The organism is Variovorax sp. 350MFTsu5.1 (assembly GCF_048302515.1).
Lineage (GTDB): Bacteria > Pseudomonadota > Gammaproteobacteria > Burkholderiales > Burkholderiaceae_C > Variovorax > Variovorax guangxiensis.
Genome location: NZ_CP157621.1, coordinates 528,971 through 548,793, shown reverse-complemented (window position 1 = coordinate 548,793; position 19,823 = coordinate 528,971). Strand labels below are relative to the sequence as shown.

The 19,823-nt window shown below is 67.4% G+C and carries 20 protein-coding genes; 13 read left to right on the top strand and 7 right to left on the bottom strand.

All coding sequences use genetic code 11. The annotated features are described in order from the left end of the window. The first annotated feature begins 13 nt into the window (after positions 1–13). From ABL843_RS33980 to ABL843_RS33955, 6 genes are all read left to right on the top strand, one after another. The gene (locus ABL843_RS33980) at positions 14–1,192 is read left to right on the top strand and encodes an ABC transporter substrate-binding protein (RefSeq protein ID WP_418120735.1); all 1,179 of its coding nucleotides are present in this window, start codon (positions 14–16) and stop codon (positions 1,190–1,192) included. Positions 1,193–1,207: 15 nt separating this feature from the next. Continuing rightward, positions 1,208–2,077, top strand: coding sequence for a branched-chain amino acid ABC transporter permease (locus ABL843_RS33975; protein WP_369662773.1), 870 nt, complete (start codon positions 1,208–1,210; stop codon positions 2,075–2,077). After that, positions 2,074–3,087 carry a branched-chain amino acid ABC transporter permease gene (locus ABL843_RS33970; protein ID WP_418120734.1) on the top strand — a complete coding sequence of 338 codons (1,014 nt, stop codon included), beginning with the start codon at positions 2,074–2,076 and terminating at the stop codon, positions 3,085–3,087. Before ABL843_RS33975 ends, ABL843_RS33970 begins: the two co-directional genes overlap by 4 nt. Further along, positions 3,084–3,851 (top strand): ABC transporter ATP-binding protein, encoded by a 768-nt coding sequence (locus ABL843_RS33965; RefSeq protein ID WP_418120733.1) that lies wholly within the window; start codon positions 3,084–3,086, stop codon positions 3,849–3,851. The genes ABL843_RS33970 and ABL843_RS33965 overlap by 4 nt, the downstream gene beginning before the upstream one ends. Further along, positions 3,832–4,554, top strand: a complete 723-nt coding sequence (locus tag ABL843_RS33960) for an ABC transporter ATP-binding protein (RefSeq protein WP_184642426.1) — start codon at positions 3,832–3,834, stop codon at positions 4,552–4,554. The genes ABL843_RS33965 and ABL843_RS33960 overlap by 20 nt, the downstream gene beginning before the upstream one ends. 115 nt (positions 4,555–4,669) lie before the next feature. Further along, the gene (locus tag ABL843_RS33955; protein WP_184642427.1) at positions 4,670–5,542 is read left to right on the top strand and encodes a LysR substrate-binding domain-containing protein; all 873 of its coding nucleotides are present in this window, start codon (positions 4,670–4,672) and stop codon (positions 5,540–5,542) included. Between the two features lie 18 nt (positions 5,543–5,560). Here ABL843_RS33955 and ABL843_RS33950 read toward each other — a convergent pair whose 3' ends face one another. The 6 genes from ABL843_RS33950 to ABL843_RS33925 all read right to left on the bottom strand — a co-directional run bounded on the left by ABL843_RS33950 (position 5,561) and on the right by ABL843_RS33925 (position 10,940). After that, positions 5,561–6,544 carry a Bug family tripartite tricarboxylate transporter substrate binding protein gene (locus ABL843_RS33950; RefSeq protein WP_418120732.1) on the bottom strand — a complete coding sequence of 328 codons (984 nt, stop codon included), beginning with the start codon at positions 6,542–6,544 and terminating at the stop codon, positions 5,561–5,563. A gap of 113 nt (positions 6,545–6,657) precedes the next feature. After that, positions 6,658–7,434, bottom strand: a complete 777-nt coding sequence (locus ABL843_RS33945) for an enoyl-CoA hydratase/isomerase family protein (RefSeq protein WP_418120731.1) — start codon at positions 7,432–7,434, stop codon at positions 6,658–6,660. A 13-nt stretch (positions 7,435–7,447) separates the two neighbouring features. After that, positions 7,448–8,638, bottom strand: a complete 1,191-nt coding sequence (locus tag ABL843_RS33940) for a CaiB/BaiF CoA transferase family protein (RefSeq protein ID WP_418120730.1) — start codon at positions 8,636–8,638, stop codon at positions 7,448–7,450. 13 nt (positions 8,639–8,651) lie between these two features. Beyond that, positions 8,652–9,431, bottom strand: coding sequence for an SDR family NAD(P)-dependent oxidoreductase (locus tag ABL843_RS33935; protein WP_184642431.1), 780 nt, complete (start codon positions 9,429–9,431; stop codon positions 8,652–8,654). A 9-nt stretch (positions 9,432–9,440) separates the two neighbouring features. Continuing rightward, complete coding sequence (locus tag ABL843_RS33930) at positions 9,441–10,577, bottom strand: thiolase family protein (RefSeq protein WP_418120729.1); 1,137 nt, start codon at positions 10,575–10,577, stop codon at positions 9,441–9,443. A gap of 6 nt (positions 10,578–10,583) precedes the next feature. Then, the gene (locus ABL843_RS33925; RefSeq protein ID WP_418120728.1) at positions 10,584–10,940 is read right to left on the bottom strand and encodes a Zn-ribbon domain-containing OB-fold protein; all 357 of its coding nucleotides are present in this window, start codon (positions 10,938–10,940) and stop codon (positions 10,584–10,586) included. Between the two features lie 187 nt (positions 10,941–11,127). Between ABL843_RS33925 and ABL843_RS33920 the strand changes: the two genes are divergently transcribed. Both ABL843_RS33920 and ABL843_RS33915 read left to right on the top strand, forming a co-directional pair. Then, positions 11,128–12,291 carry a 2-methylaconitate cis-trans isomerase PrpF family protein gene (locus ABL843_RS33920; RefSeq protein WP_418120727.1) on the top strand — a complete coding sequence of 388 codons (1,164 nt, stop codon included), beginning with the start codon at positions 11,128–11,130 and terminating at the stop codon, positions 12,289–12,291. Continuing rightward, positions 12,288–13,067, top strand: a complete 780-nt coding sequence (locus ABL843_RS33915; RefSeq protein ID WP_369662764.1) for an SDR family oxidoreductase — start codon at positions 12,288–12,290, stop codon at positions 13,065–13,067. Before ABL843_RS33920 ends, ABL843_RS33915 begins: the two co-directional genes overlap by 4 nt. A 17-nt stretch (positions 13,068–13,084) precedes the next feature. Here the strand turns inward: ABL843_RS33915 and ABL843_RS33910 are convergent, their stop codons facing one another. Continuing rightward, the gene (locus ABL843_RS33910; RefSeq protein WP_418120869.1) at positions 13,085–13,867 is read right to left on the bottom strand and encodes an AraC family transcriptional regulator; all 783 of its coding nucleotides are present in this window, start codon (positions 13,865–13,867) and stop codon (positions 13,085–13,087) included. Positions 13,868–14,081: 214 nt separating this feature from the next. Between ABL843_RS33910 and ABL843_RS33905 the strand changes: the two genes are divergently transcribed. Genes ABL843_RS33905 through ABL843_RS33885 form a run of 5 tightly spaced genes read left to right on the top strand, consistent with a single transcriptional unit; the run spans position 14,082 to position 19,733 of the window. Continuing rightward, a complete protein-coding gene (locus ABL843_RS33905; protein WP_418120726.1) occupies positions 14,082–16,106 on the top strand; it encodes an FUSC family protein in 2,025 nt (674 codons plus the stop codon). Next, positions 16,103–16,309 (top strand): DUF1656 domain-containing protein, encoded by a 207-nt coding sequence (locus ABL843_RS33900; protein ID WP_184642437.1) that lies wholly within the window; start codon positions 16,103–16,105, stop codon positions 16,307–16,309. The genes ABL843_RS33905 and ABL843_RS33900 overlap by 4 nt, the downstream gene beginning before the upstream one ends. Positions 16,310–16,335: 26 nt before the next feature. After that, positions 16,336–17,322 carry a biotin/lipoyl-binding protein gene (locus tag ABL843_RS33895; RefSeq protein ID WP_418120725.1) on the top strand — a complete coding sequence of 329 codons (987 nt, stop codon included), beginning with the start codon at positions 16,336–16,338 and terminating at the stop codon, positions 17,320–17,322. Next, positions 17,319–18,773 (top strand): efflux transporter outer membrane subunit, encoded by a 1,455-nt coding sequence (locus ABL843_RS33890; RefSeq protein ID WP_418120724.1) that lies wholly within the window; start codon positions 17,319–17,321, stop codon positions 18,771–18,773. The genes ABL843_RS33895 and ABL843_RS33890 overlap by 4 nt, the downstream gene beginning before the upstream one ends. Before the next feature lie 27 nt (positions 18,774–18,800). Then, positions 18,801–19,733: a LysR substrate-binding domain-containing protein gene (locus ABL843_RS33885; RefSeq protein ID WP_418120723.1), complete on the top strand. Its 933-nt coding sequence runs from the start codon at positions 18,801–18,803 to the stop codon at positions 19,731–19,733. Positions 19,734–19,823: the final 90 nt, after the last annotated feature.

Genomic DNA, 19,823 nt, shown 5'->3' with positions numbered 1-19,823 from the left:
CCTGGAGAAGAAGATGACCCCCAAACTCATTGCCGCGATCGCGGTTTCACTCGCGACGCTCGCGCTGCAAAGTCGCGCCGACGTCATCAAGGTGGGTGTGATCGCGCCCATGTCCGGACCGTTCTCCGCGGTGGGGCAGACCTGGGAAGGGGCGACCAAGGCCTACCAGAAGCTCAACGGCACCACTGCAGGCGGGCACACGATCGAGGTCATCTACCGCGACCTGCCGGAAATCAATCCCGCGCAGGCCAAGGCACTGGCCCAGGAGCTCATCATCAAGGAAGGCGCCCAGTACATCGCCGGCCTGTACTTCACGCCCGATACGCTGGCTGTCGCCGCGCTCGCGCAGGAGGCGAAGGTGCCCGTCGTGATCTTCAACGCGTCGACCTCGTCGCTTCTCGAGAAGTCCGACTACCTGCTGCGCACCTCCTACACGCTGCCGCAGATGGCCGTGCCGGTGGCCAAGTACGCGCTCGAGAAGAACGTGAAGAACGTCGTGTCGCTGGTCAGCGACTTCGGTCCGGGCCTCGACGCCGAGAAGGCCTTCAACACCGCGTTCGTCGCCGGAGGCGGCAAGCTGCTCGAGGCGATCCGTGCGCCGCTGAAGACGACGGACTTCGGCCCCCTGATGCAGCGTGTGAAGGCGCTCAAGCCCGACGCGCTCTACGTCTTCGGACCCGGGGGGCCGGCCACCTACGCAATGATCAAGGCCTACAACGAAGCGGGGTTGAGGGCCGCAGGCGTGCGCTTCCTGGGCACGGGCGAGACGGATGAAGACCAGCTGCGCGCGATCGGCCCCGAGCTGCTCGGCATCGAGACAGGCATGTTCTATTCGGCGACGCACAACTCGCCGCTGAACAATGCTGCCGTCAAGGCGCTGGCCGAGGTGGCGCCCAAGGCCATACCGACCGTCCAGCTCGCGAATGCGTACGACGGCCTGCATGTGATCTATCACATGATCAAGGCAACCGACGGCAAGCGCGACGGGCCCAAGGCCCTGGCCGCCGCCAAGGGCTTTTCGTGGGAGAGCCCGCGCGGCCCGGTGAAGATCGACCCGGCTTCCCGCGAGTTCGTGCAGAACGTCTACATGCGTGTGGTCGAGAAGGACGCCTCGGGGCGCTTCGTCAACCGCGAGTTCCGGACCTTCGAGATGCAGCCCGACTACGGGCGCATCCAGGGCGCGGCCAAGTAACGCAGAGGCTGCAGCATGTCTTTCGCGCTTCTGAGCAGCATCCTGGTCGACGGCGTCACGTACGCCATGATCCTGTTCATGATCACCGTGGGCCTGTCGATGACCATGGGCCTGATGCGTGTGGTGAACCTGGCCCATGGCGCCTTCGCGATGCTCGGCGGTTTTCTCGCAGCGAGCATTCCGCAGCGCCTGGGCGTACCCATCGGGCTGGGCTTCGTGCTGGCGATCGCCCTGGTGGCCCTCTTGGCCTTGATCTTCGAGCGCACCCTGCTGCGCCGCTTCTACCGCCGCGACGATCTCGACCAGATGTTGGTGACGATCGGACTGATGTTCGTCGCGACCGCGGCGGTCAACCTGATGTTCGGATCGTCGGTGACCTCCGTCGCGCTTCCCGAGGCATTCGGCGGCTCGGTGGACCTGGGCTTTCGCTCCATTCCCCGGCACCGGCTCATCGTCGTCGCCTGCGGACTGCTGGTCGTCGTCGTCCTGTGGTTCGCGGTGGACCGGTCGTCCTTCGGCATCCGGGTGCGCGCTGCCGTCGACAACGCGCCCATCGCCCGGGCCATCGGCATCGACACGACGAAGATCTACGCAGCCACCTTCGCGATCGGTGCCGCGCTCGCGGCGCTGGGCGGCATCGCCGGTGCCGAGCTGCTGCCGATGGAGCCGACCTATGCCTCCAAGTACCTCGTGATCCTCCTGGCCGTCGTGGCCGTGGGTGGAAACGGAAATCTATTTGGCTCTTTCTTCGCAGCATTGCTGCTCGGCATCGTGGAGACCTCGATGAAATACATGGTTCCGCAGCTCGCATCGGCTGCCTTCTTCCTGACGATGATCGTCGTCCTGCTGTTGCGGCCCCAGGGGCTGTTCGGGAGACAGGCATGAGTGCGGTGATTCCGCCCATGGCGATGGCTGTGCCGCCCCGCGCCCGCCCGTGGACGCAGTTGCGCGCCGAGATCGTCCTGACGCTGGCGGGGCTGCTGGCCTTCGCGTTGTTCCCGCAGGACCTGGGGTTGCTGACCAACATGGCGACGATGTCCATCTTCGCGCTGTCGCTGAGCCTCGTGCTCGGGCAGGCGGGCATCGCGACCCTGGGCCAGGCCGCGCTCTACGGCGCCGGAGCCTACGTCGCGGGCTGGACAGCGCTGTACCTGACGGCCGATCCGATCGTCGGGCTGCTGCTCGGCGGCCTGGGCGGAGGGTTGATCGCGCTGCTCAGCGGTGCCGTCATGCTGCGCTCGACCAAGCTCACGCTGGTCATGCTCACCATCGCCGTGGCGCAGTTGCTGCTCGAGCTCGCCAACTGGGCCCGATGGCTCACGGGCGGCGACGACGGACTTGCCGGCTTCGAGGTCGCCCCGCTGTTCGGCATCTGGGAGTTCAACTTCATGGGCCACACCGGCTATTTCTACGCGCTGGGCGCGCTGGTGCTGGTGTTTTTCCTCGTGCGCAACCTGGTCGATTCGCCCTTCGGCCTGACGGCCAGGGCGATCCGGCAGGACCCGGGCCGCGTCCAGGCGCTGGGCGGGCGCGTGTACCTGCACCTGCTGGCCGTCTACACCGTCGGCGGCGTCGTGGCGGGCCTGGCTGGCGCGTTGACCGCGCAGACCAGCAAGGTGGCCAATCTCTTCATGCTGGACTTCACGACGTCGGCGGGCGTCGTCGTCATGATCGTCCTGGGCGGCACGCGCCGCCTGTCGGGTGCGGTGCTCGGCACCGTCGCCTACATGACCATCCACCACATCGCATCGACGTTGAACCCGTACCACTGGCTCTTCGTGATCGGCTCGATGCTGATCTTCGTGCTCATCGTCCTGCCCGAGGGCCTGATCGGGCTCCTGGACCGGGCCGCGGCGTACGCCAGGCGTCTGGGCCGCAAGGGAGGAGCCCGATGACCCTCCGGCTGCAAACCCGCAACCTGTGCCACTCCTTCGGCGGCCTGGCCGTCACGCAGAACGTCACGCTGTCGCTCCCGCAGGGCGCGCGCACGGCACTGATCGGGCCGAACGGCGCCGGCAAGACCACGCTGGTCAACCTGCTCAGCGGCGCGATCCGTCCGAAGTCCGGCGACATCCAGCTCGACGGCCGCTCAATCGTGCAGCTGCCGCAGTACGCACGCGTGCGCAGCGGCATCGTCCGCACGTTCCAGATCAGCCGCCTGTTCAAGGACCTGACCGTGGCGGAGAACGTCAAGGTCGCGGTGCTCCAGCGGCTGCGCGCCTCCATGCAGTGGTGGCCTTCGCCGGCGCGTTCGGCGCGTGTGCACGACGAGGTCCACGAGACGCTCGGCATGCTGGGCCTGCAGCCCTATGCGAACCGGGTGGTGGGACGGCTGGCGCTCGGCGAGCAGCGGCTTGCGGAGATCGCGCTCGCGCTCGCCATGAGACCCGAGGTGTTGCTGCTGGACGAGCCCGGCGCGGGCGTGCCGCAGGGAGAAGGCGGCCGCATCATGAGCGCCATCGAGAGCCTTCCGAAGGACCTGTCGGTGTTGCTCATCGAGCACGACATGGACCTGGTGTTCCGCTTCGCCTCGCACATCATCGTCCTGGTTGCCGGCGCGGTGATGGTGGAGGGGTCGCCGCAGGAAGTCGCGGCCAACGAACAAGTCAATCAAATCTACTTCGGACGAGACGGCCACCATGCCCAGCACCCCCATTGAACTTCGGTTCGACGACGTCACGACCGGCTACGCCGGCGTACCCGTGGTCGAACATCTGAGCTTCAGCGTGCGCGAAGGCGAGCGGCTGGGGCTGATCGGGCGCAACGGCGCCGGCAAGACAACGACGCTGGCGACCGCGACGGGCCTGGCCGATCTGATGAAGGGGCGCGTCCATTTCGGCGGCAAGGACATCAGCGGCGCCAGCACCTTCGCCCGCGCCCGCGCCGGCTTGGGCTACGTGCCGCAGAGCCGCGACATCTTCCCTTCGCTCACGGTGGAGGAGAACCTGCTGTCGGGTCTCCAGGGGCGCTCGGCCGGCGCGGCGCTTCCTGCGGTCTATGAACTGTTCCCGCGGTTGAAGGAGCGGCGGCGCAACGGCGGCACCCAGCTGTCGGGCGGCGAGCAGCAGATGCTGTCCGTGGCGCGTGCGCTCGTCGGGCAACCGCGCATCCTGCTGCTCGACGAGCCGCTGGAGGGCCTGGCCCCGATGGTGCGCGAGGAGCTGATGGATGCCATCGTCCGCATGAGCGACAAGCTCGGGGTCGGGTGCATCCTCGTGGAACAGCACGTGGACGTCGTGCTCGACTTCTCGACGAACGTCATCGTGCTGGAGCGCGGCGTCGCCGCGTATGCCGGCTCGGCAGCCGCGCTGCGCCAGGACGAGCAACTCCTGAACCGCACCATCGGGATCCAGAAGTGCTAAGGCCGATGCCTGCTGCGCGATCGGGGCGCGGTGTGCCGTCGCCGGCTCGCGCCTTCGTCGGCAGCGGCAGCGGCAGCGGCAGCAGCGGCTGAATGCGGCACGGCTTCTATCCGCCATGCAGAACCTTCGCGCTCTCCTGAGTCCGCTGCGGGCTTTCGATGCGGTGTACCGGGCCAAGGGAGTCTCGCGGGCAGCCCAGCTGCTTCACGTCACGCCCGGGGCCGTGAGCCAGCAGATCAAGCAGCTCGAGGCCGGGCTGGGCGTGCAGCTGTTCCAGCGGTCCGGTCGCGAGATCGGGTTCACGGCGGCGGGCGAAAGGCTCGCCCACCGCGTCTGCGATGCCTTCGACCGCCTGCAGGACGCGCTCGGTGACCTGGCCGAGCATCGGAGTGAAAGAAGGCTTCGCCTCAAGGTGACACCGAGCCTGGCCATCCGCTGGCTCGTTCCTCGCCTGCATGGCTTCTACGCGGAGCACCCCGACATCGCACTGGAGATCGCAACGATCGCCATGGCCGACGACATGCGGCTCGAAGGCGCGGATTGCGCGATCCGCCATGGCATGGGCGAGTGGGCCGACGTCGAGCTGGACCACCTTTTCGACGACGAGTTCGTCCCGGTCTGCGCACCGGGCCAGGCGGGGCCGTTGCAGACACCTCGCGACCTGCTGCAGGCCAACCTGCTGCACTCCATGATGCGGCCGCAAGCGTGGCCGCTCTGGTTCGGCTCCGCCGGTCTTGCGGATCCCGCCCGCTCGCGCGGCATCACCCTGGCGAACGCCGCGTTGTGCTATCAGGCCGCGGCCGATGGCCTGGGCATCGCGATGGCCCAGCGTGCCTACGTGGAAGACGACCTTCGAACCGGCCGCCTGGTGGTCGCTGTCGACCACATGGCACGGACGGAACTCGGCTACTACCTCGTCTGCGACCCGATGAAGGCGGCCACCGCCCCGGTGCGGCTGTTCAGGGAGTGGATCCGGTCGGTCCGCTAGGCGTGCCCCGGGGGCTTGCTAGTCGGCCTTGAAACCCGAGGCCTTGACCACGGGCTCCCAGAATGCGCGCATCTCTGCGAACCTGGCGCGTGCAGCGGTGGGTGAGCTTCCCGTGTTCACGAAACCGAGCGCGCCGACCTTCTTCGCGAACTGCTCGGTCGAGGCCGCCTTTCGCACGGCGTCGCTCCATTCAGCGACGACGGGTGCAGGCGTCCCGGGTGCCAGGCAGATGGCCAGCACGCCGACCGTGGTGAGTTCCTTGCGGCCGAGCTCGGCGAAGGTCGGCACATCCGGCAGGAGCGCGGAGCGTTGGGCCGAGGTGACGGCAAGCACGCGCAGCTTGCCGGCCTCGTGGTGCTGCGCGAAGTCGCCGACCGTGGAAGTGCCCGCCGCGATGTTGGCGCCGGCAAGGTTCACGATCATCGGGGCCGCGCCCTGGAAGGGGACGTCCTGCAGCGGCGTTCCGATGATCTTGCCGATCTGCAGCCCCAGGAAATGCGTCGGTCCACCCGACGCCGCATGGCCGAAGTTGGCGCTCTGCGGATGCGCGCGCACCCATTGGGCGTATTCGCCGAAGGTCTTCACCGGCGAGGAGGCGGGTACGGCCAGCGCCATCGCGAACTCGACCACCGTCGACACCGGGAGGACGTCCCGCTGCGGGTCGTAGTTGAGCTTGTTGAAGACGAAGGGGTAGATCGACGTCAGGAAGTCGGGGCACAGCATGGCCACGCTGCCGTCGGCAGGGGCGGCACGCATCGCATCGATCGCGATCTTCCCGCCAGCGCCCGGCCTGTTCTCCACCACGACCGTGCGTTGCAGCGAGTCGTGCATCTGATCCGCGAGCGCACGCGTCACCACGTCGAGGGTGCCGCCGGGCGAGAAGCCCACCAGGATCCTGGCCGGTGGCCGGCCGCCTTGCTCAGCAATGGCCGGCGGTGCGCCGACGAAGGCGGCGATGGCGAGTGCGAGGCTGCAGCGCCAGGAAGCAGGCAGTGTCTTCAAGAGATGCTCCAGGAGGAAGCCGGATCGGTCGTCCGGATGCAAGTAGGGCAAGGTGGGGCGGATCGGCTGGAGGCAACGTCTTCGTCGACGCCGTCGTCCTCCAGTCGAGGAGTTCAGCGGCCTCGGAACACCGGGGCGCGCTTCTCGGCGAAGGCGCGGCGCCCCTCCAGCCGGTCGTCGCTGTCCCTGAGCAGCCCGAAGGCCTGGCGTTCCAGCGCCAGCCCGCCGGCCAGCGGCAGCTCGCGCCCGCTCATCGCGAGCCGCTTGGCGGCCGTCATCGCCAGCGGGGCATTGGCCGCCATCGTGCGCGCGAGCCGGATGGCCGTTTCCTGCAGCGCCGAAAGCGGCACCACCTTGCTGACCAAGCCGATGCGCAGCGCTTCGGCGGCGTCGATGCGCTCGCCCGTCAGCAGCATCCACATGGCATCGGACTGGCCTACCGCGCGGATCAGGCGCTGCGTGCCGCCCGCCCCCGGGATGCTGCCGACGCGCACCTCCGGCAAGCCGAACTGGGCGTTGTCCGAACAGATGCGGATGTCCGCCAGCAGGGCCAGCTCGAGTCCGCCGCCGAGGGCGTAACCATTGATCGCCGCGACCACGGGCTTGTCGGTGTGCAGCGTGCCGAAGTTGAAGTGCCGGTTGCCGCCGCGAAAGACTTCCCGCGCGACACCGTCGCCCGACGGCATCGTCTTCTTGAGGTCCGCACCCGTGCAGAAGGCACGCTCGCCCGCGCCGGTGAGGACGAGCACGCGGACGTCCTCATCGTTGCAGACCTGGTCCCAGATGCCGAGCAGTTGCTCGTTGGACTCCGGGTCGATGGAATTCATGGCCTCGGGCCGATTCAGGGTGACGATGGCGACGCCATCCTGGACTGTGTAGACGATGGGCATGGTTTTCTGTTCTTCAGGTCTGGGAAGGGCTGGCTGCGGCCACCGAGTCGATGGCGCCGGCTGGCATGCCCAGTGTGGCCAGCACCTCGCGGGTGTGCTCGCCGAGCGTGGGGGCGGCGCGTCGCGCACGTGGCCGCTCGCCCACCGCGCCGAGCACGCTGCGCGTCAGCGTCAACGTGCCGGCGACGCGGTGCTGCACGCTTTCCGCGAGCGCCGCCTCGACGAAGGGGGCGGACTGCGCCACCTCGGCATAGTCGTTGATGGGACCGCAGATGATGTCCACCGCAGTGAACTTCTCCAGCCAGAAGGTGCGCGGATGCGCGAGCATGCGAGCTTCCAACTCGCGCAGCAGCGCCTGGCGGTGCTGCAGCCTGCTCTTGTTCTCTGCGAAGCGCGGATCGCAGGCGAGCTCCGGTGCACCGATGGCGGCACACAGCGCCTGCCATCGTGCAGGGTGGTAGGCCGCGACCATGATCCACCCGTCGGCGCAGCGCAGGGCCTCGTTGGGCGTCGAATACGGCGCTGCATTGCCTTGCGGTTCGGGCACGAGCCCATCCGCGAAGTAGGACGCGAAACTCACGTGCTGGAGTGCGATGGCGCTGGCGAACATGCTCGCCTCGACGTGCTGACCGAGCCCCGTGCGTTGCCGCTCCTGGAGGGCGGCGAGCACCGAGATCGCCGCCAGAGAGCCCGTGACCAGGTCGACGACCGGCACCGGTACCTTGCACGGCTCTCCATCGGGCGCCCCGGTGACGCTCATCAGGCCGCTCACGGCCTGCAGCACGCCGTCCACGCCGGGCAGATCCTTGCTGCTGCCATGCTGGCCGTATGCCGATACCGAGCAGTAGACGAGCCGCGCGTTGTCCGCGGACACCGTGGCGTAGTCGAGCCCGAAACGCGCCATCACGCCGGGACGGAAGCTCTCGACCAGCACGTCGGCCTGCGCGATCAGTTCCTGCGCGGCCTGCCGGTGCGACGGCTGCTTCAGGTCGAGCACGATGCTGCGCTTGTTGCGGTTCAGCGCCAGGAAGGCGACGCCCTCGCCGTTGACCCATGGCGAAAGGGCCCGCGAGAGATCGCCCGTGGGCGTCTCGACCTTCACCACGTCGGCGCCGAGATCGGCCAGGCACAACGTGCAGGTCGGCCCGGCCATCACCTGCGTGAAGTCGATCACTTTCAAACCGGTCAATGCATTCGCGAGCATGCGATCCGGCCCGCTATACCGACGGGCTGCCGAGGCTGCGCCCGCCGCAGACGTACAGGAGCTGGCCGGTGACGTAGCTCGATCCGGGTTCCGCGAAGAACCGCACCGCCCGGGCGATGTCCTGCGGCTGGCCGATCCGCTCCATCGGCACGGTCTTGTGCAGGCTCTGGCGCACTTCTTCGGTGAGCGTCGCGAACAGCGGCGTCTCCACGATGCCCGGCGCGACAGCGTTCACCGTGATGCCCTTGCGCGCATATTCGAGCGCCAGAGAGCGGGTCAGGCTCACCACGGCGCCCTTGGAGGCCGAGTAGGCCGCCTGGCCGCGGTTGCCCAGCCATGCGCGAGAGCCGATGTTGATGATGCGCCCGAACCGGTTCTGCGCCATCTGCGCCAGGACCGCCTTGGAGCAGATGAACTGCGAATTCAGGTTGATCTCGATGACGCGGCTCCAGAACGCGAGATCCATCTTGGAGACCAGCTTGTCGCCGCCGATGCCTGCGTTGTTGACCAGGATGTCGATGCGTGCGTGCGATGCCAGCAGCCGGGCGACCGCCGCTTCCACCTGGTCCACGGAGCTGACGTCGACCTTGAAGGTCGTCACGTCGGCGCCTTCGCTCGACAACGTCCGCTCGGCCTCGCCCAGCGCGGCGTCGTCGAAGTCCCACAGTGCGATGCGGCAGCCCCCCTGTGCAAGCTCGCGGGCGATGCCCAGGCCGATGCCTTTGGCGCCGCCGGTCACGATGGCGACGAGGCCCTGCAGCGAGGCGGGCGCGATGGTGTTTGTCTGGTTCATGGCGGGCCCTCAGAGCGAAAGAATGTTGATCGAGCAGGCGGCGTGGTCCACACCCCAGATACCGCCGCCCGTGACCTGCGTGAGGCCGATGCGCGCGCCCTGCACCTGGCGCGCGCCGGCACGGCCCTGCAGTTGTTCGCAGACTTCCACGACCTGTGCGACGCCGGTCGCACCCGGCGGGTGTCCCTTGGCGATCAGCCCGCCGCTGGGGTTGACCGGCACGCGGCCGCCCAGGGCGGTCGCGCCGCTTTGCAGCAGGCTGGCCGCATCGCCGCGCTTGCAAAGGCCGAGGGCCTCGTAATAGAGCAGCTCGGAAATGGTGAAGGCGTCGTGCACTTCCAGCAGGCTCAGGTCCTGCGGCCCGATGCCGGCCTGCTCATAGGCCAGCCTGGCGGCACGCGCGGTGATCTCGGCTTCGGTCATGTCGACAGGCGCGGTCTCGAACAGGCCCGACTGCACCACGGACGCCAGCACTCGCACAGGCTTGGCGACGCCCCTGGCGGGCTTGGTGCTGAGCACGAGGGCCGCTGCCCCGTCCACCACGGCGGGGCAGCATTGCAGCAGCGTGAGCGGCTCGGCCACGGGGCGGGACGCCAGCACCTCCTCGCGGCTCGCCAGCTTGGCGAACTTGGCGATCGGGTTCAAGGCCCCATGTTGGCGGTTCTTGACGGAGATGTCCGCCAGCGTCTCCAGCGCGAGGCCGTGGTCGTGCATGTACCGCTTGGCACGCATGGCGTACAGGGCGGGCATGATCATGCCGCGCCGGTTGTTCCAGTCCTTCTGGCTGAGCTGCAGCGGGCCGCCGCCGAGGCTGCTGAGGTGGTCCATGCCGAACACCACCACGGTGTCGTACTGGCCGACCTTGAGCGCCTGCAGTGCGAGATTCAGCGCGGTGGCTCCGCTGGAGCAGGCGTTGTCCACGTTGTAGACCGCGCCGCCGCCGACATGCAGTTCGCGCAATGCACGCTGCCCCGGCAGCATGGCACCGAGCGCATTGCCGCAGTAGAACGCCTGCACCTCGCCAAGCTTCGTGCCGGCATCGGCCAGCGCATCGAGGATGGCCGCCTGGGCCATCGCCTCTTCGGTCAGTTCGGGGAAGCGGCCGAAGTCAGTGATGCCGACGCCGGTGATCAGTGGTTGCTTCATGGCGCGTCACTCCTGGAATGCATAGTCGGGCGTGCCGTCAAGCAACGCGAAGGGCACCACCCGCAGGCGGGCACCGATGGCCGGCGGCTCGGCGCTGTACAGCAGCCGGCCGAACGCGCGCACGCCGGGTTCGAAGTCGACCATGGCAAGGCCATAGGGCTGCTTGTCCTTGCCCGGGTGAACGATCGTGAAGCTGTAGAGAGAGCCGATGGGTCCGAGCACGATGTCTTCGACTGTCTGGTCGTCGTGGGTGAATTCGATGGGCGGGAACTGGGCCGGTTGGCCGGCCACGCGGGTCGCGACGAGCACCATGCCGCCGGGGGTTTCACGGAAGGGGGATTCCGTTCGCTTGATGATCTTCAAAGGTGTCTCCTGTTCGTGTGGAGCTCGCCACAGCGAAGGAAAGTATCGAGATCCAGGTCCCCGCGGTCATTGGATTTCTGCTGGGCATTCTTTAGCGGAACTGAACGATTCGACGCATGCAGCCCAGCTAAACAATGGTCAGCAGAACTGAAAGGACAGCGGCCAGCGCGATCTGCATACTGAGCCGATGAATGAACAAATTCGTGTACCGGTCACCTTGATGCGCGGTGGCACCAGCAAGGCTGTTTTTCTCTCGCAGCACGACGTGCCCACCGATCCACAAGCGCGTCTGCGATTTCTTCTCGCTCTGTTCGGCAGCCCCGACGTGCGCCAGATCGACGGGCTCGGCGGCGCCGATATCCTGACGAGCAAGTGCGCCATCATCGGGCCGCCGTCGCGCCCGGATGCGGACATCGACTACACCTTCGTGCAGATCGGCATCGACCAGCCCACGGTCAGCTTCGAGATCGTCTGCGGCAACATTTCGTCGGCCACGGGGGTGTATGCGTTGCAGGAGAAGCTGGTTCCGGTGCAGGAACCCGTCACCACCGTTCGGGTGCACAACACGAACACCGGAAAGATCCTCCGAATGGCGGTGCAATGCGCCGACGGCGAGCCGCGCGTGGAGGGCGACAGCGAAGTGGATGGCGTGCCCGGCACCGGCGCAGAGGTGGCGCTGGATTACTCCGACACCAGTGGTTCCACGACCGGCAAGCTGTTGCCCACGGGGCAGGCGCGCGACTGGGTCCACGTGTCGAAGCTCGGCCGCGAAATACCGGTGTCGGTGGTCGACGTCGGCACGGCGTGCGTATTCATCCGCGCGGCGGACCTGGGCATCACCGGCACTGAACTGCCGGGCCAGCTCGGGCCCGAGATCTACGAGATGGCCGAGGAGGTGAGGCGCTGGGTCGTCGAACGCTGCAATCTTCCGTCGTCGGGGATCCTGACGCCGTACCAGATACTGATCAGCGAAGCGCAGGACTACCGGACCGTTGCCGGCGACCGCGTTGTGCAGTCATCGGAGATCGATTTCGTCGCACGCATGGTGCTCGCCGGTGGCGCCATGCACAAGGCATTCCCTGGCGGAGGCTCGGTGTGCCTCTCGGTCGCAGCGCAGATCGCGGGAACCATTCCCGCCGAAGCGCGGGGCACGCATGCCGGTCCGACGCGCATCCGCATCGGCCATCCGAGCGGGGTGCTCAAGATCTTCGCGAATGTCGAGCACGGGGGCGGAAACGACTGGACGGTTCGCGAGGTGCACTTCACTCGCACGGCCAGGCGCCTTTTCGATGGGACGGCCTATGTGCGGCGGTCGCGCCTCGAAGCGACTGGCGAGGGGACGTTGTCATGAACGCTCCGGATCTTTTCTCGCTGCGGGGCCGCACTGCCCTCGTCACTGGCGGCTCCAGAGGCATCGGACGCATGATCGCCGAGGGGTTCCTGGCGCACGGCGCGCGCGTCTACATCAGTGCGCGCAAAGCCGAGGCATGCGATCAGGCCGCGCACGAACTCGCGAAGTACGGCCACTGCGTATCGCTGCCGCACGACGTGTCCACCGTGGCCGGCTGCCAGGCGCTGGCCGACGCCTATGCCGGGCATGAAACGACGCTGGACATCCTGGTCAACAACGCCGGAGCGGCCTGGGGAGAGGCCTTCGATGCCTTTCCGGAAAGCGGCTGGGACAAGGTGGTCGATCTGAACCTGAAGACGCCCTTCTTCCTGACGAAGGCGCTGTCCGGGCCGCTGCGCGCCGCTGCCCGGACGCGCGTGGGGAAGATCATCAACATCTCCTCCACCGACGGCATCGGGCTCAACCCCCAGGAGAACTACTCCTACGTCGCGAGCAAGGCCGGCCTGATTCATCTGACTCGGCGCATGGCGTTGCGCCTGGCGCAGGACAACATCGCGGTCAGTGCCCTCGCACCTGGCGCGTTTCCATCCGAGATGAACCGCAATGCCCGCGACCATGGGCCCGCGTTGTCCGAACACATTCCCGCCAAGCGCATCGGCACGCCGGAAGACATCGCGGGTGCAGCCATCTTCCTTGCTTCACGCGCAGGCGACTACGTGATGGGTGCCACCCTCGTGGTGGATGGCGGCGTGACCCAGGCCCGCGCCTACCGGTGAAGTCGTGACGCGCAGGTTCAAGTCGGCGAGAGCGCAGGCGCGGGTTCGGCCAGCGAGCGCCCCTCGCCTGCAGCGAGCAGCCGGTCGTTGATGTAGGTGGCGGGCGGCTTTCCGAAAGCCTTCTTGAACATCGTGATGAACGCGGAGGGCGATTCGTAGCCCAGGTCGTACGCGACCTGCTGCACGGTCGCGCCGCCGGACAGCTCCCGAAGTGCGACCAGCATGTGCAGTTGGCGACGCCAGCGTCCGAAGCTCAGACCGGTCAGCGCCGTGCACAGCCGGTTCAGCGTCCGCTCGCTCATTCCGAGCTTGCCGGCCCAGTCCTTCTGCGTCCGTCGGTCCGAAGGGTCGCGCATCATGGCGCGCGAAACCTTGCGCAGCCGCGCATCCTCGGGCATCGGCAGGAAGATCTCTTCCGTCGGCATGGCACAGAGCTGGTCCAGCAGCACGCGGACCAGCCGGTCGGTCGGCCCGCCAGCCTCATAGGAAGGCGGCTGCCCCGCCAGGTACTGGATCATCTCGCCGAGCATCGGGCTGATGCGCAAGGTGCAGCAGCTCGCGGGCAGCGGTGCGGCATTGGGCGCCACGAACAGATAGAAGATCACGGCGTTCGCGGTGCTGTGGTTGCTGTGCGGCGTCCCGCCCGGAATCCACACACCGGCCTGCGGCGGAACCATCCACATCGCGCCAGGGACGTCGCACGAGACGGCTCCGCGCAACGCCATGACCAGCTGGCCTGACCGGTGCACGTGGATCGGAATCTCTCGCTCGCGCGCCTGGACATCCACGCGGTGGGCCATCACCGGCACGGACGGTTCGTAGTCCAGGTCGAGGCTCGCGCCAGAGGATGTTCGGTCGGAGCGCGTCACGCTGGATGGCCAAAAAGAGAAATCATCTGTCCAAGTTTGCAATTCTAGTCTTGCAGGGGGCGCCATAGCATTCCCGCATGCAAATGATTCGCAACCATATCGAGACCGGATCGACCGGATCAGGCCTCGTTCCGAAAGGAACCGCGTGATCGCACCACCTCGCTTCTCCAGGCAGGAGTGGCTCTTTTCTCTCAAGAGCTTCGCTGCCTCGATGCTCGCGCTGTACCTGTCCAGCCGCTTCGGGCTGCCCCGGCCCTTCTGGGCCATGATGACCGCGTACATCGTGGCGCATCCCCTCGCCGGGCACGTTCGCTCGAAGTCGCTCTATCGACTGGCGGGCACCTTGTTGGGATGCACGGCCTCCGTGGTGCTGGTGCCATCGCTGTCGGCATCACCGGAGCTTCTGTCGCTGGCCCTGGCGCTGTGGGTCGGGGCCTGCCTCTACCTGTCGCTGCTGGACCGAAGCGCACGCTCGTACGCCTTCATGCTGGGAGGCTACTCCGCGGCACTGATCGGTTTTCCGTTGGTGGAAACGCCTGCGGGAATGTTCGATACGGCCATCGCCCGGGCGGAAGAGATCGCACTCGGCATCCTGTGCGCCAGCTTCGTCCACAGCCTCGTACTGCCGACCGGCCTCGGGCCTTCACTGCTCGGACTGGTCGATCGCACGCTGGGCCATGTCCGGCGATGGCTGGACAATCTCGTTGGTACAAGCGCCGACGAAGACACCGGCGAGCGGCTCTCACAGGATCGACGGCAGCTCGCGGTCGACATCAGCCAATTGCGCTTGGCTGCAACCCACGTGCCCTTCGACACGAGCAGCCTGCGATGGGCCCATGGTGCCGTAAGAAGCCTGCCTGACTGTCTCGCGGTACTGACCCCTTCGTTGTCCGCGCTGGAAGACCGGTTCGATGCGCTGCGCGAGGCGACGGGGGAAGTACCAGCCGAGGTCACGAAAGCCCTCGAACGCGATGCTGCATGGCTGGATGTCGCCGCGCCGTCGGGCACCGAGAGCGAAGTGCATGCCGATTTCCATGCGCGAGCGGCGGATCCGAGCGATTCCCCTTGGGTACGGGCCCTGAAGATCGACGTTGCCGCGCACCTCGACGAACTGATCGCGGGATGGCGCCGCTGCAGGACGCTTCGCGACGACATCGCCGCCGGCCTGGATGGCCGCGCATCGCCGCGGCGGCAGCGAAGACTGGCCGCACGGTCGCCGATCCTTCACGTGGACAAAGGCTTGGCGCTGCGTTCGGCCTTCACCGTCGCACTCTCGACCTGCGCGGCATGCGCGGTGTGGATCATCAGCGGCTGGCGATCCGGGTCGTCGATGGCGATGGGCGCAGCAGTCTTCTGCAGCTTCTTCGCCACCATGGACGACCCCGTTCCGGGCATGCACAAGTTCCTGGTCGCACTGCTGTGGTCGATGCCCGTGTCGGCTTTCTACGTGCTTGGCGTGATGCCGCTGGCTCAAGACTTCGGCATGCTGATGTTGTGCACTGCACCTTTGCTGCTGCTGGTCGGTGGCTACCTCGCTCGCCCGGCCAGCAGCCTCGCGGCACTGGGCATGTTCTTCGGCGTGGCGGGCACGTTGGCGCTCCAGGACATCGCGAGCGCCGACTGGACCAGCTTCCTCGAAGGCAATCTGGCCCTCTTCGCCGGTGGAGTGATCGCCGCGCGCACCACCGCCGTCGTGCGCAGCGTGAGCAGCGAATGGAGCGCACAGCGCATCCGCCACAGCGGCTGGCGAGACCTGGCCGACATGGCGTCACACCCCCAACGCGCATCCGAACGCGATGCCTTCAGCGGCCGCATCCTCGACCGCATGGCCCTCCTGGTTCCACGTACCGCTGGAGACCCCGGGCCGCAGGAAGGAACTGCGGCGCGGCTCGCGCTGCGCGAGCTTCGCATCGGGGCCAGCATCTGCGTCCTTCAGCAACAACGGCACCGACTGCCCGAAGCGCCCTCGGCCCGGCTGATGGCCGAGCTCGCTCGCGCGTTCCGCGCCCAGGCCGCCGGTGCACCGGCGCAAGTCGGGGCACTGCTGCCGCAGATCGACCGGCTGTTGTTGCATTCCCTCGCAAATGCCAACTGCGCGCCCGCAGTCTCTGCCCTGGTGGGCTTGCGCAGAGACCTTTTTCCTTCGGCCTCCACCGACCTGCAACCATGATCGAAACAAGCTTCTTCGGCGTCTACGTCCCAGGCCTGCTCCTGCTGGCAGGCGGTGCGATGGCTTTGGCCTGGTGGCTTCGCCGCCTGCTGTCGCTGATCGGCGCCTATCGGTGGATATGGCATCCCGCCCTGTTCGATCTGGGCCTCTACATCGTGGTGCTCCATGCGTTGGTCCGACTCACCGGGGCCATCTCCATCTGACCGATCACTTGTCCTGCTGCACGACCATGAAATCCAAACTATCCCTTCTCGCCGCCTGGACCTCGCGCCCGATCCCTGCCCCCCTTCGCCTGTTGTCGACTGCGCTGGTCACTGCAGCAGCTTGTTGGGCCGCGCTTCAGCTCTGGGATCATTACGAACTGGCCCCATGGACGCGCAATGGTCGGGTAAGGGCCGACATCGTCCAGGTGGCGCCCGATGTCTCCGGCATGGTGGCCGCCGTGGCGGTGCGTGACAACCAGCCGGTCACGGCGGGTGAGCTTCTCTTCTCGATCGACGAAGCTCGCTTCATGCTGGCCCTGCAGCAGGCCGAGGCCGCCGCGGCTGCGCAGCGGATCGTCATCGACAACCAGCGGATCGCGCTGGGTCAGGCGCAGCGCGAGAGCCGCCGCAACGACGAACTGCAGGGACTGGTCGCCCAGGAAGTGCGCGAACAGGCCCGTTCGCGCTTCGAGCAGGCCCGGGGCTCGCTGCTGGCGGCCGAAGCGGCACTGCGCCAGGCAGAGGTCGCGGTCGACACGGCACGCCTGAACCTTCAGCGCACGCAGATACGGGCACCCGCTTCAGGACGCGTCACCAACCTCGACCTGCGCCAGGGTGCCTATGCGATGGCCGGCCATCCTGCCTTGGCGCTCGTTGCCACCGGTTCGATCTACGTCGAGGGCTATTTCGAGGAGAACAAGCTGGCGCGAATCCAGTTGGGCGACCGCGTGCGCGTGACCCCCATGGACGCGCCAGCGCTCGAAGGCAAGGTCGACAGCATCGTCGCGGGCATCGTCGACCGCGACCGCAGCACCGGTGCGAACCTGCTGCCCAGCGTGAACCCGACGTTCAACTGGGTGCGGCTCGCGCAACGCGTCCCCGTGCGGGTGAAGCTGGACCCGCTACCGGCCGACGCTCGCCTGGTCGTCGGCCAGACGGTCTCGGTGGAGGTGCTGGGTCCTCAGGCAGGGCCCACCGCGGCCGCAGCTCGCGTCCAGGAGCCGCGGACATGAAGCTCGCTCGCGCCTTTGTCCTGGCAACCGCTGCCGCACAGGCTCTGCTGGCCGGCTGCGTCCACGGACCTGTCGGGCCCGACTACACAGCACCGGCTGCGCTCACCGCAGCGCAGGCCGCTTCGAGCGGGCCGTTTCTCTCCGGCGGCGGAGCCACGTCGGAAGCCAGCGTGCCACCGCGCTGGTGGCGCCTTTTCGAAGATCCGCGACTCGACGGCCTGATCGCCCAGGCCTTCGAGCACAACACCGACCTGCGGCAGGCACTGGCCACCCTCGAGCGGGCAACCGCGGTGGAAGCCGAGGTCCATGGGACCGAAAAGCCAGCCATCACGCTGAATGTCGGCCCGAGCTTCGGTCACGTTTCGGGCCTGTCGCTGCTGCAGCGCGACCAGGCGCCGCCGGGCCGGCTCGGCTACAGCATGGGAGCCGCCGTGTCCTACCAGGTGGACCTCTTCGGCCAACTGCGCCGTGCCCTCGAGGCCGCCGAAGCGGATACCGGCGCCACGCGCGCCGCGGTGGACCTTGTGCGCGTGACCGTTGCTGGCGGCACCGCGCAGGCCTACGCCGCGGCGTGCTCCAGCGGCCTGCAGCTGCGCGTGGCGCGCGAATCGGTGCGCCTGCAGGAAGAAGCGCTCGAGCTTGCGCAACGGCTACAGCGTGCGGGCCGGGCTGGGGCGATCGACGCTGTGCGTGCGCGCGCACAGCTGGAAATCCTGCGTGCCGCGATCCCCCCGCTGGAGGCAGTGCGGCAGCAATCCCTGTACCGGCTCGCCACGTTGACCGGCACCGCGCCCCGGGACTTTCCTGGCGCCGTAGGCCGTTGCGAGCAGCCTCCACGCGTCGCTGGACTGCTGCCGGTCGGCGACGGCGCGGCGCTGCTCGCCCGGCGGCCCGATGTGCGGCAGGCTGAACGAAGCCTGGCATCAGCGACTGCGCGCATCGGTGTCGCAACCGGCGACCTTTATCCCAAGGTGACGCTGGGCCTTTCATCGGGCTCTGCCGGCTTTCTCGACCGCTTCGCCAACCGCGAGACCTTCAGCTACAGCCTGGGTCCGCTGCTCAGCTGGACCCTGCCCGAAACAGGTATCGCTCGCGCACGCATCGCTCAGAGCGAAGCGGCGACCCGAGTGGCGGCTGCGCACTTCGAAGGCACTGTGCTCGGCGCTTTGCGAGAAGCTGAAACCGCGTTGAACGCCTATGCCCGCGAACTCGAGCGCCATGCGGCTCTCGCCGCCGCGCGCGATCAGAGCCTGACTGCGGTCGATCAAGTGCGTGCGCTGCAGATCAATGGAAAGCTGGGGCAGCTCGATGCCCTGGACGCCGAGCGAACGCTGGCTTCCAGCAAGGCGGCCCTGGCCGCCTCGGAAGCCCGGTTGGCAGAGCGCCAGATCGCCGTATTCATGGCCTTGGGTGGCGGCTGGGAGGCCAGCCCGACGGCACCGCCCCAATGACACGGACAGCGAGCGACAGGGCGGAAGATGGATGGCTTCGAGCATCTCAGGACCTTCGCGGAAGTTGCCTTCCAGGGCAGCTTCTCGCGCGCAGCGGGCAGGCTCGGCATCTCGAAGGCCAGCGTGAGCAAGCACATCGCCACGCTGGAGTCCCGCTTCAATGTGCGTCTGCTCAACCGCTCGACCCGCTCGGTCTCGCTGACCGATGCAGGCCGCCTGCTGCAAGCGCGCTGTGCATCCCTGATGGAGATGATCGAACAGACCACGAGCGAACTGCGGGCACGCGGCTCGCACCCCAGCGGCCGCCTGCTGATCACGGCGCCGCACGGAATGGTCCAGACCGCATTCCCGCGCCTGCTCGGCGACTTCCTCACCTGCTATCCCGACGTGCAGCTCGACCTGAAGCTGAGCAACCGCATGATCGATCTGGTCGACGAGGGGGTCGATATCGCCTTGCGGTTCGGACGCATCGGCGACGAGAACCTGATCGTGCGCCGCCTGCGGCGAATGGGACTGACCCTTTGCGCAACGCCGCGCTACTGGGCTCGGCGCGGCATTCCTTCGCAGCCCGACGACATGCGAAAGCATGACGTGCTCGCCTACTCGGTCATGCCGGGACCGCCACAAATCGCATTCGAAGTGGATGGCCAACCCTACAACGTTTCCATTCACGGACGCATGGACGCCAACGACGCGAGTGCGCTCATCGGCGCGGCGTTGGCCGACATTGGCGCAGTATGCGTCCCCGACCTGCTCGCGCAACCCTACGTGGAAAGTGCGCAGCTGGTCCCGGTTCTCCAAAACTTCATGCCCAGCGATATATGGCTCTACGCAGCCTACACGCAGCGCCGCCAAAACAGCGCCGCGCTACGTGCAATGCTCGCGATGCTGGAAGTTCGAATGCGGGACAGCCCGACGCCCCTCGCTGTCTCGAGAGATGCTGCACCTGCACCTCTTTGAGGGCGAACCAAGGCCTCTTCGGTTCGACCTGCCGCGGCGGCACGCTCAAAGACCAGGAGATCCTGAGTCGGGTTTCATCATCGGCTGGGG

What these genes read in the sequence shown, in the direction of transcription:
- ABL843_RS33980 (WP_418120735.1), top strand. Translation starts at nt 14, where the DNA reads ATGACCCCCAAACTCATTGCCGCGATCGCGGTTTCACTCGCGACGCTC.
- ABL843_RS33975 (WP_369662773.1), top strand. Translation starts at nt 1,208, where the DNA reads ATGTCTTTCGCGCTTCTGAGCAGCATCCTGGTCGACGGCGTCACGTAC.
- ABL843_RS33970 (WP_418120734.1), top strand. Translation starts at nt 2,074, where the DNA reads ATGAGTGCGGTGATTCCGCCCATGGCGATGGCTGTGCCGCCCCGCGCC.
- ABL843_RS33965 (WP_418120733.1), top strand. Translation starts at nt 3,084, where the DNA reads ATGACCCTCCGGCTGCAAACCCGCAACCTGTGCCACTCCTTCGGCGGC.
- ABL843_RS33960 (WP_184642426.1), top strand. Translation starts at nt 3,832, where the DNA reads ATGCCCAGCACCCCCATTGAACTTCGGTTCGACGACGTCACGACCGGC.
- ABL843_RS33955 (WP_184642427.1), top strand. Translation starts at nt 4,670, where the DNA reads ATGCAGAACCTTCGCGCTCTCCTGAGTCCGCTGCGGGCTTTCGATGCG.
- ABL843_RS33945 (WP_418120731.1), bottom strand. Translation starts at nt 7,434, where the DNA reads ATGCCCATCGTCTACACAGTCCAGGATGGCGTCGCCATCGTCACCCTG.
- ABL843_RS33940 (WP_418120730.1), bottom strand. Translation starts at nt 8,638, where the DNA reads ATGCTCGCGAATGCATTGACCGGTTTGAAAGTGATCGACTTCACGCAG.
- ABL843_RS33935 (WP_184642431.1), bottom strand. Translation starts at nt 9,431, where the DNA reads ATGAACCAGACAAACACCATCGCGCCCGCCTCGCTGCAGGGCCTCGTC.
- ABL843_RS33930 (WP_418120729.1), bottom strand. Translation starts at nt 10,577, where the DNA reads ATGAAGCAACCACTGATCACCGGCGTCGGCATCACTGACTTCGGCCGC.
- ABL843_RS33920 (WP_418120727.1), top strand. Translation starts at nt 11,128, where the DNA reads ATGAATGAACAAATTCGTGTACCGGTCACCTTGATGCGCGGTGGCACC.
- ABL843_RS33915 (WP_369662764.1), top strand. Translation starts at nt 12,288, where the DNA reads ATGAACGCTCCGGATCTTTTCTCGCTGCGGGGCCGCACTGCCCTCGTC.
- ABL843_RS33910 (WP_418120869.1), bottom strand. Translation starts at nt 13,867, where the DNA reads ATGGCCCACCGCGTGGATGTCCAGGCGCGCGAGCGAGAGATTCCGATC.
- ABL843_RS33900 (WP_184642437.1), top strand. Translation starts at nt 16,103, where the DNA reads ATGATCGAAACAAGCTTCTTCGGCGTCTACGTCCCAGGCCTGCTCCTG.
- ABL843_RS33895 (WP_418120725.1), top strand. Translation starts at nt 16,336, where the DNA reads ATGAAATCCAAACTATCCCTTCTCGCCGCCTGGACCTCGCGCCCGATC.
- ABL843_RS33890 (WP_418120724.1), top strand. Translation starts at nt 17,319, where the DNA reads ATGAAGCTCGCTCGCGCCTTTGTCCTGGCAACCGCTGCCGCACAGGCT.
- ABL843_RS33885 (WP_418120723.1), top strand. Translation starts at nt 18,801, where the DNA reads ATGGATGGCTTCGAGCATCTCAGGACCTTCGCGGAAGTTGCCTTCCAG.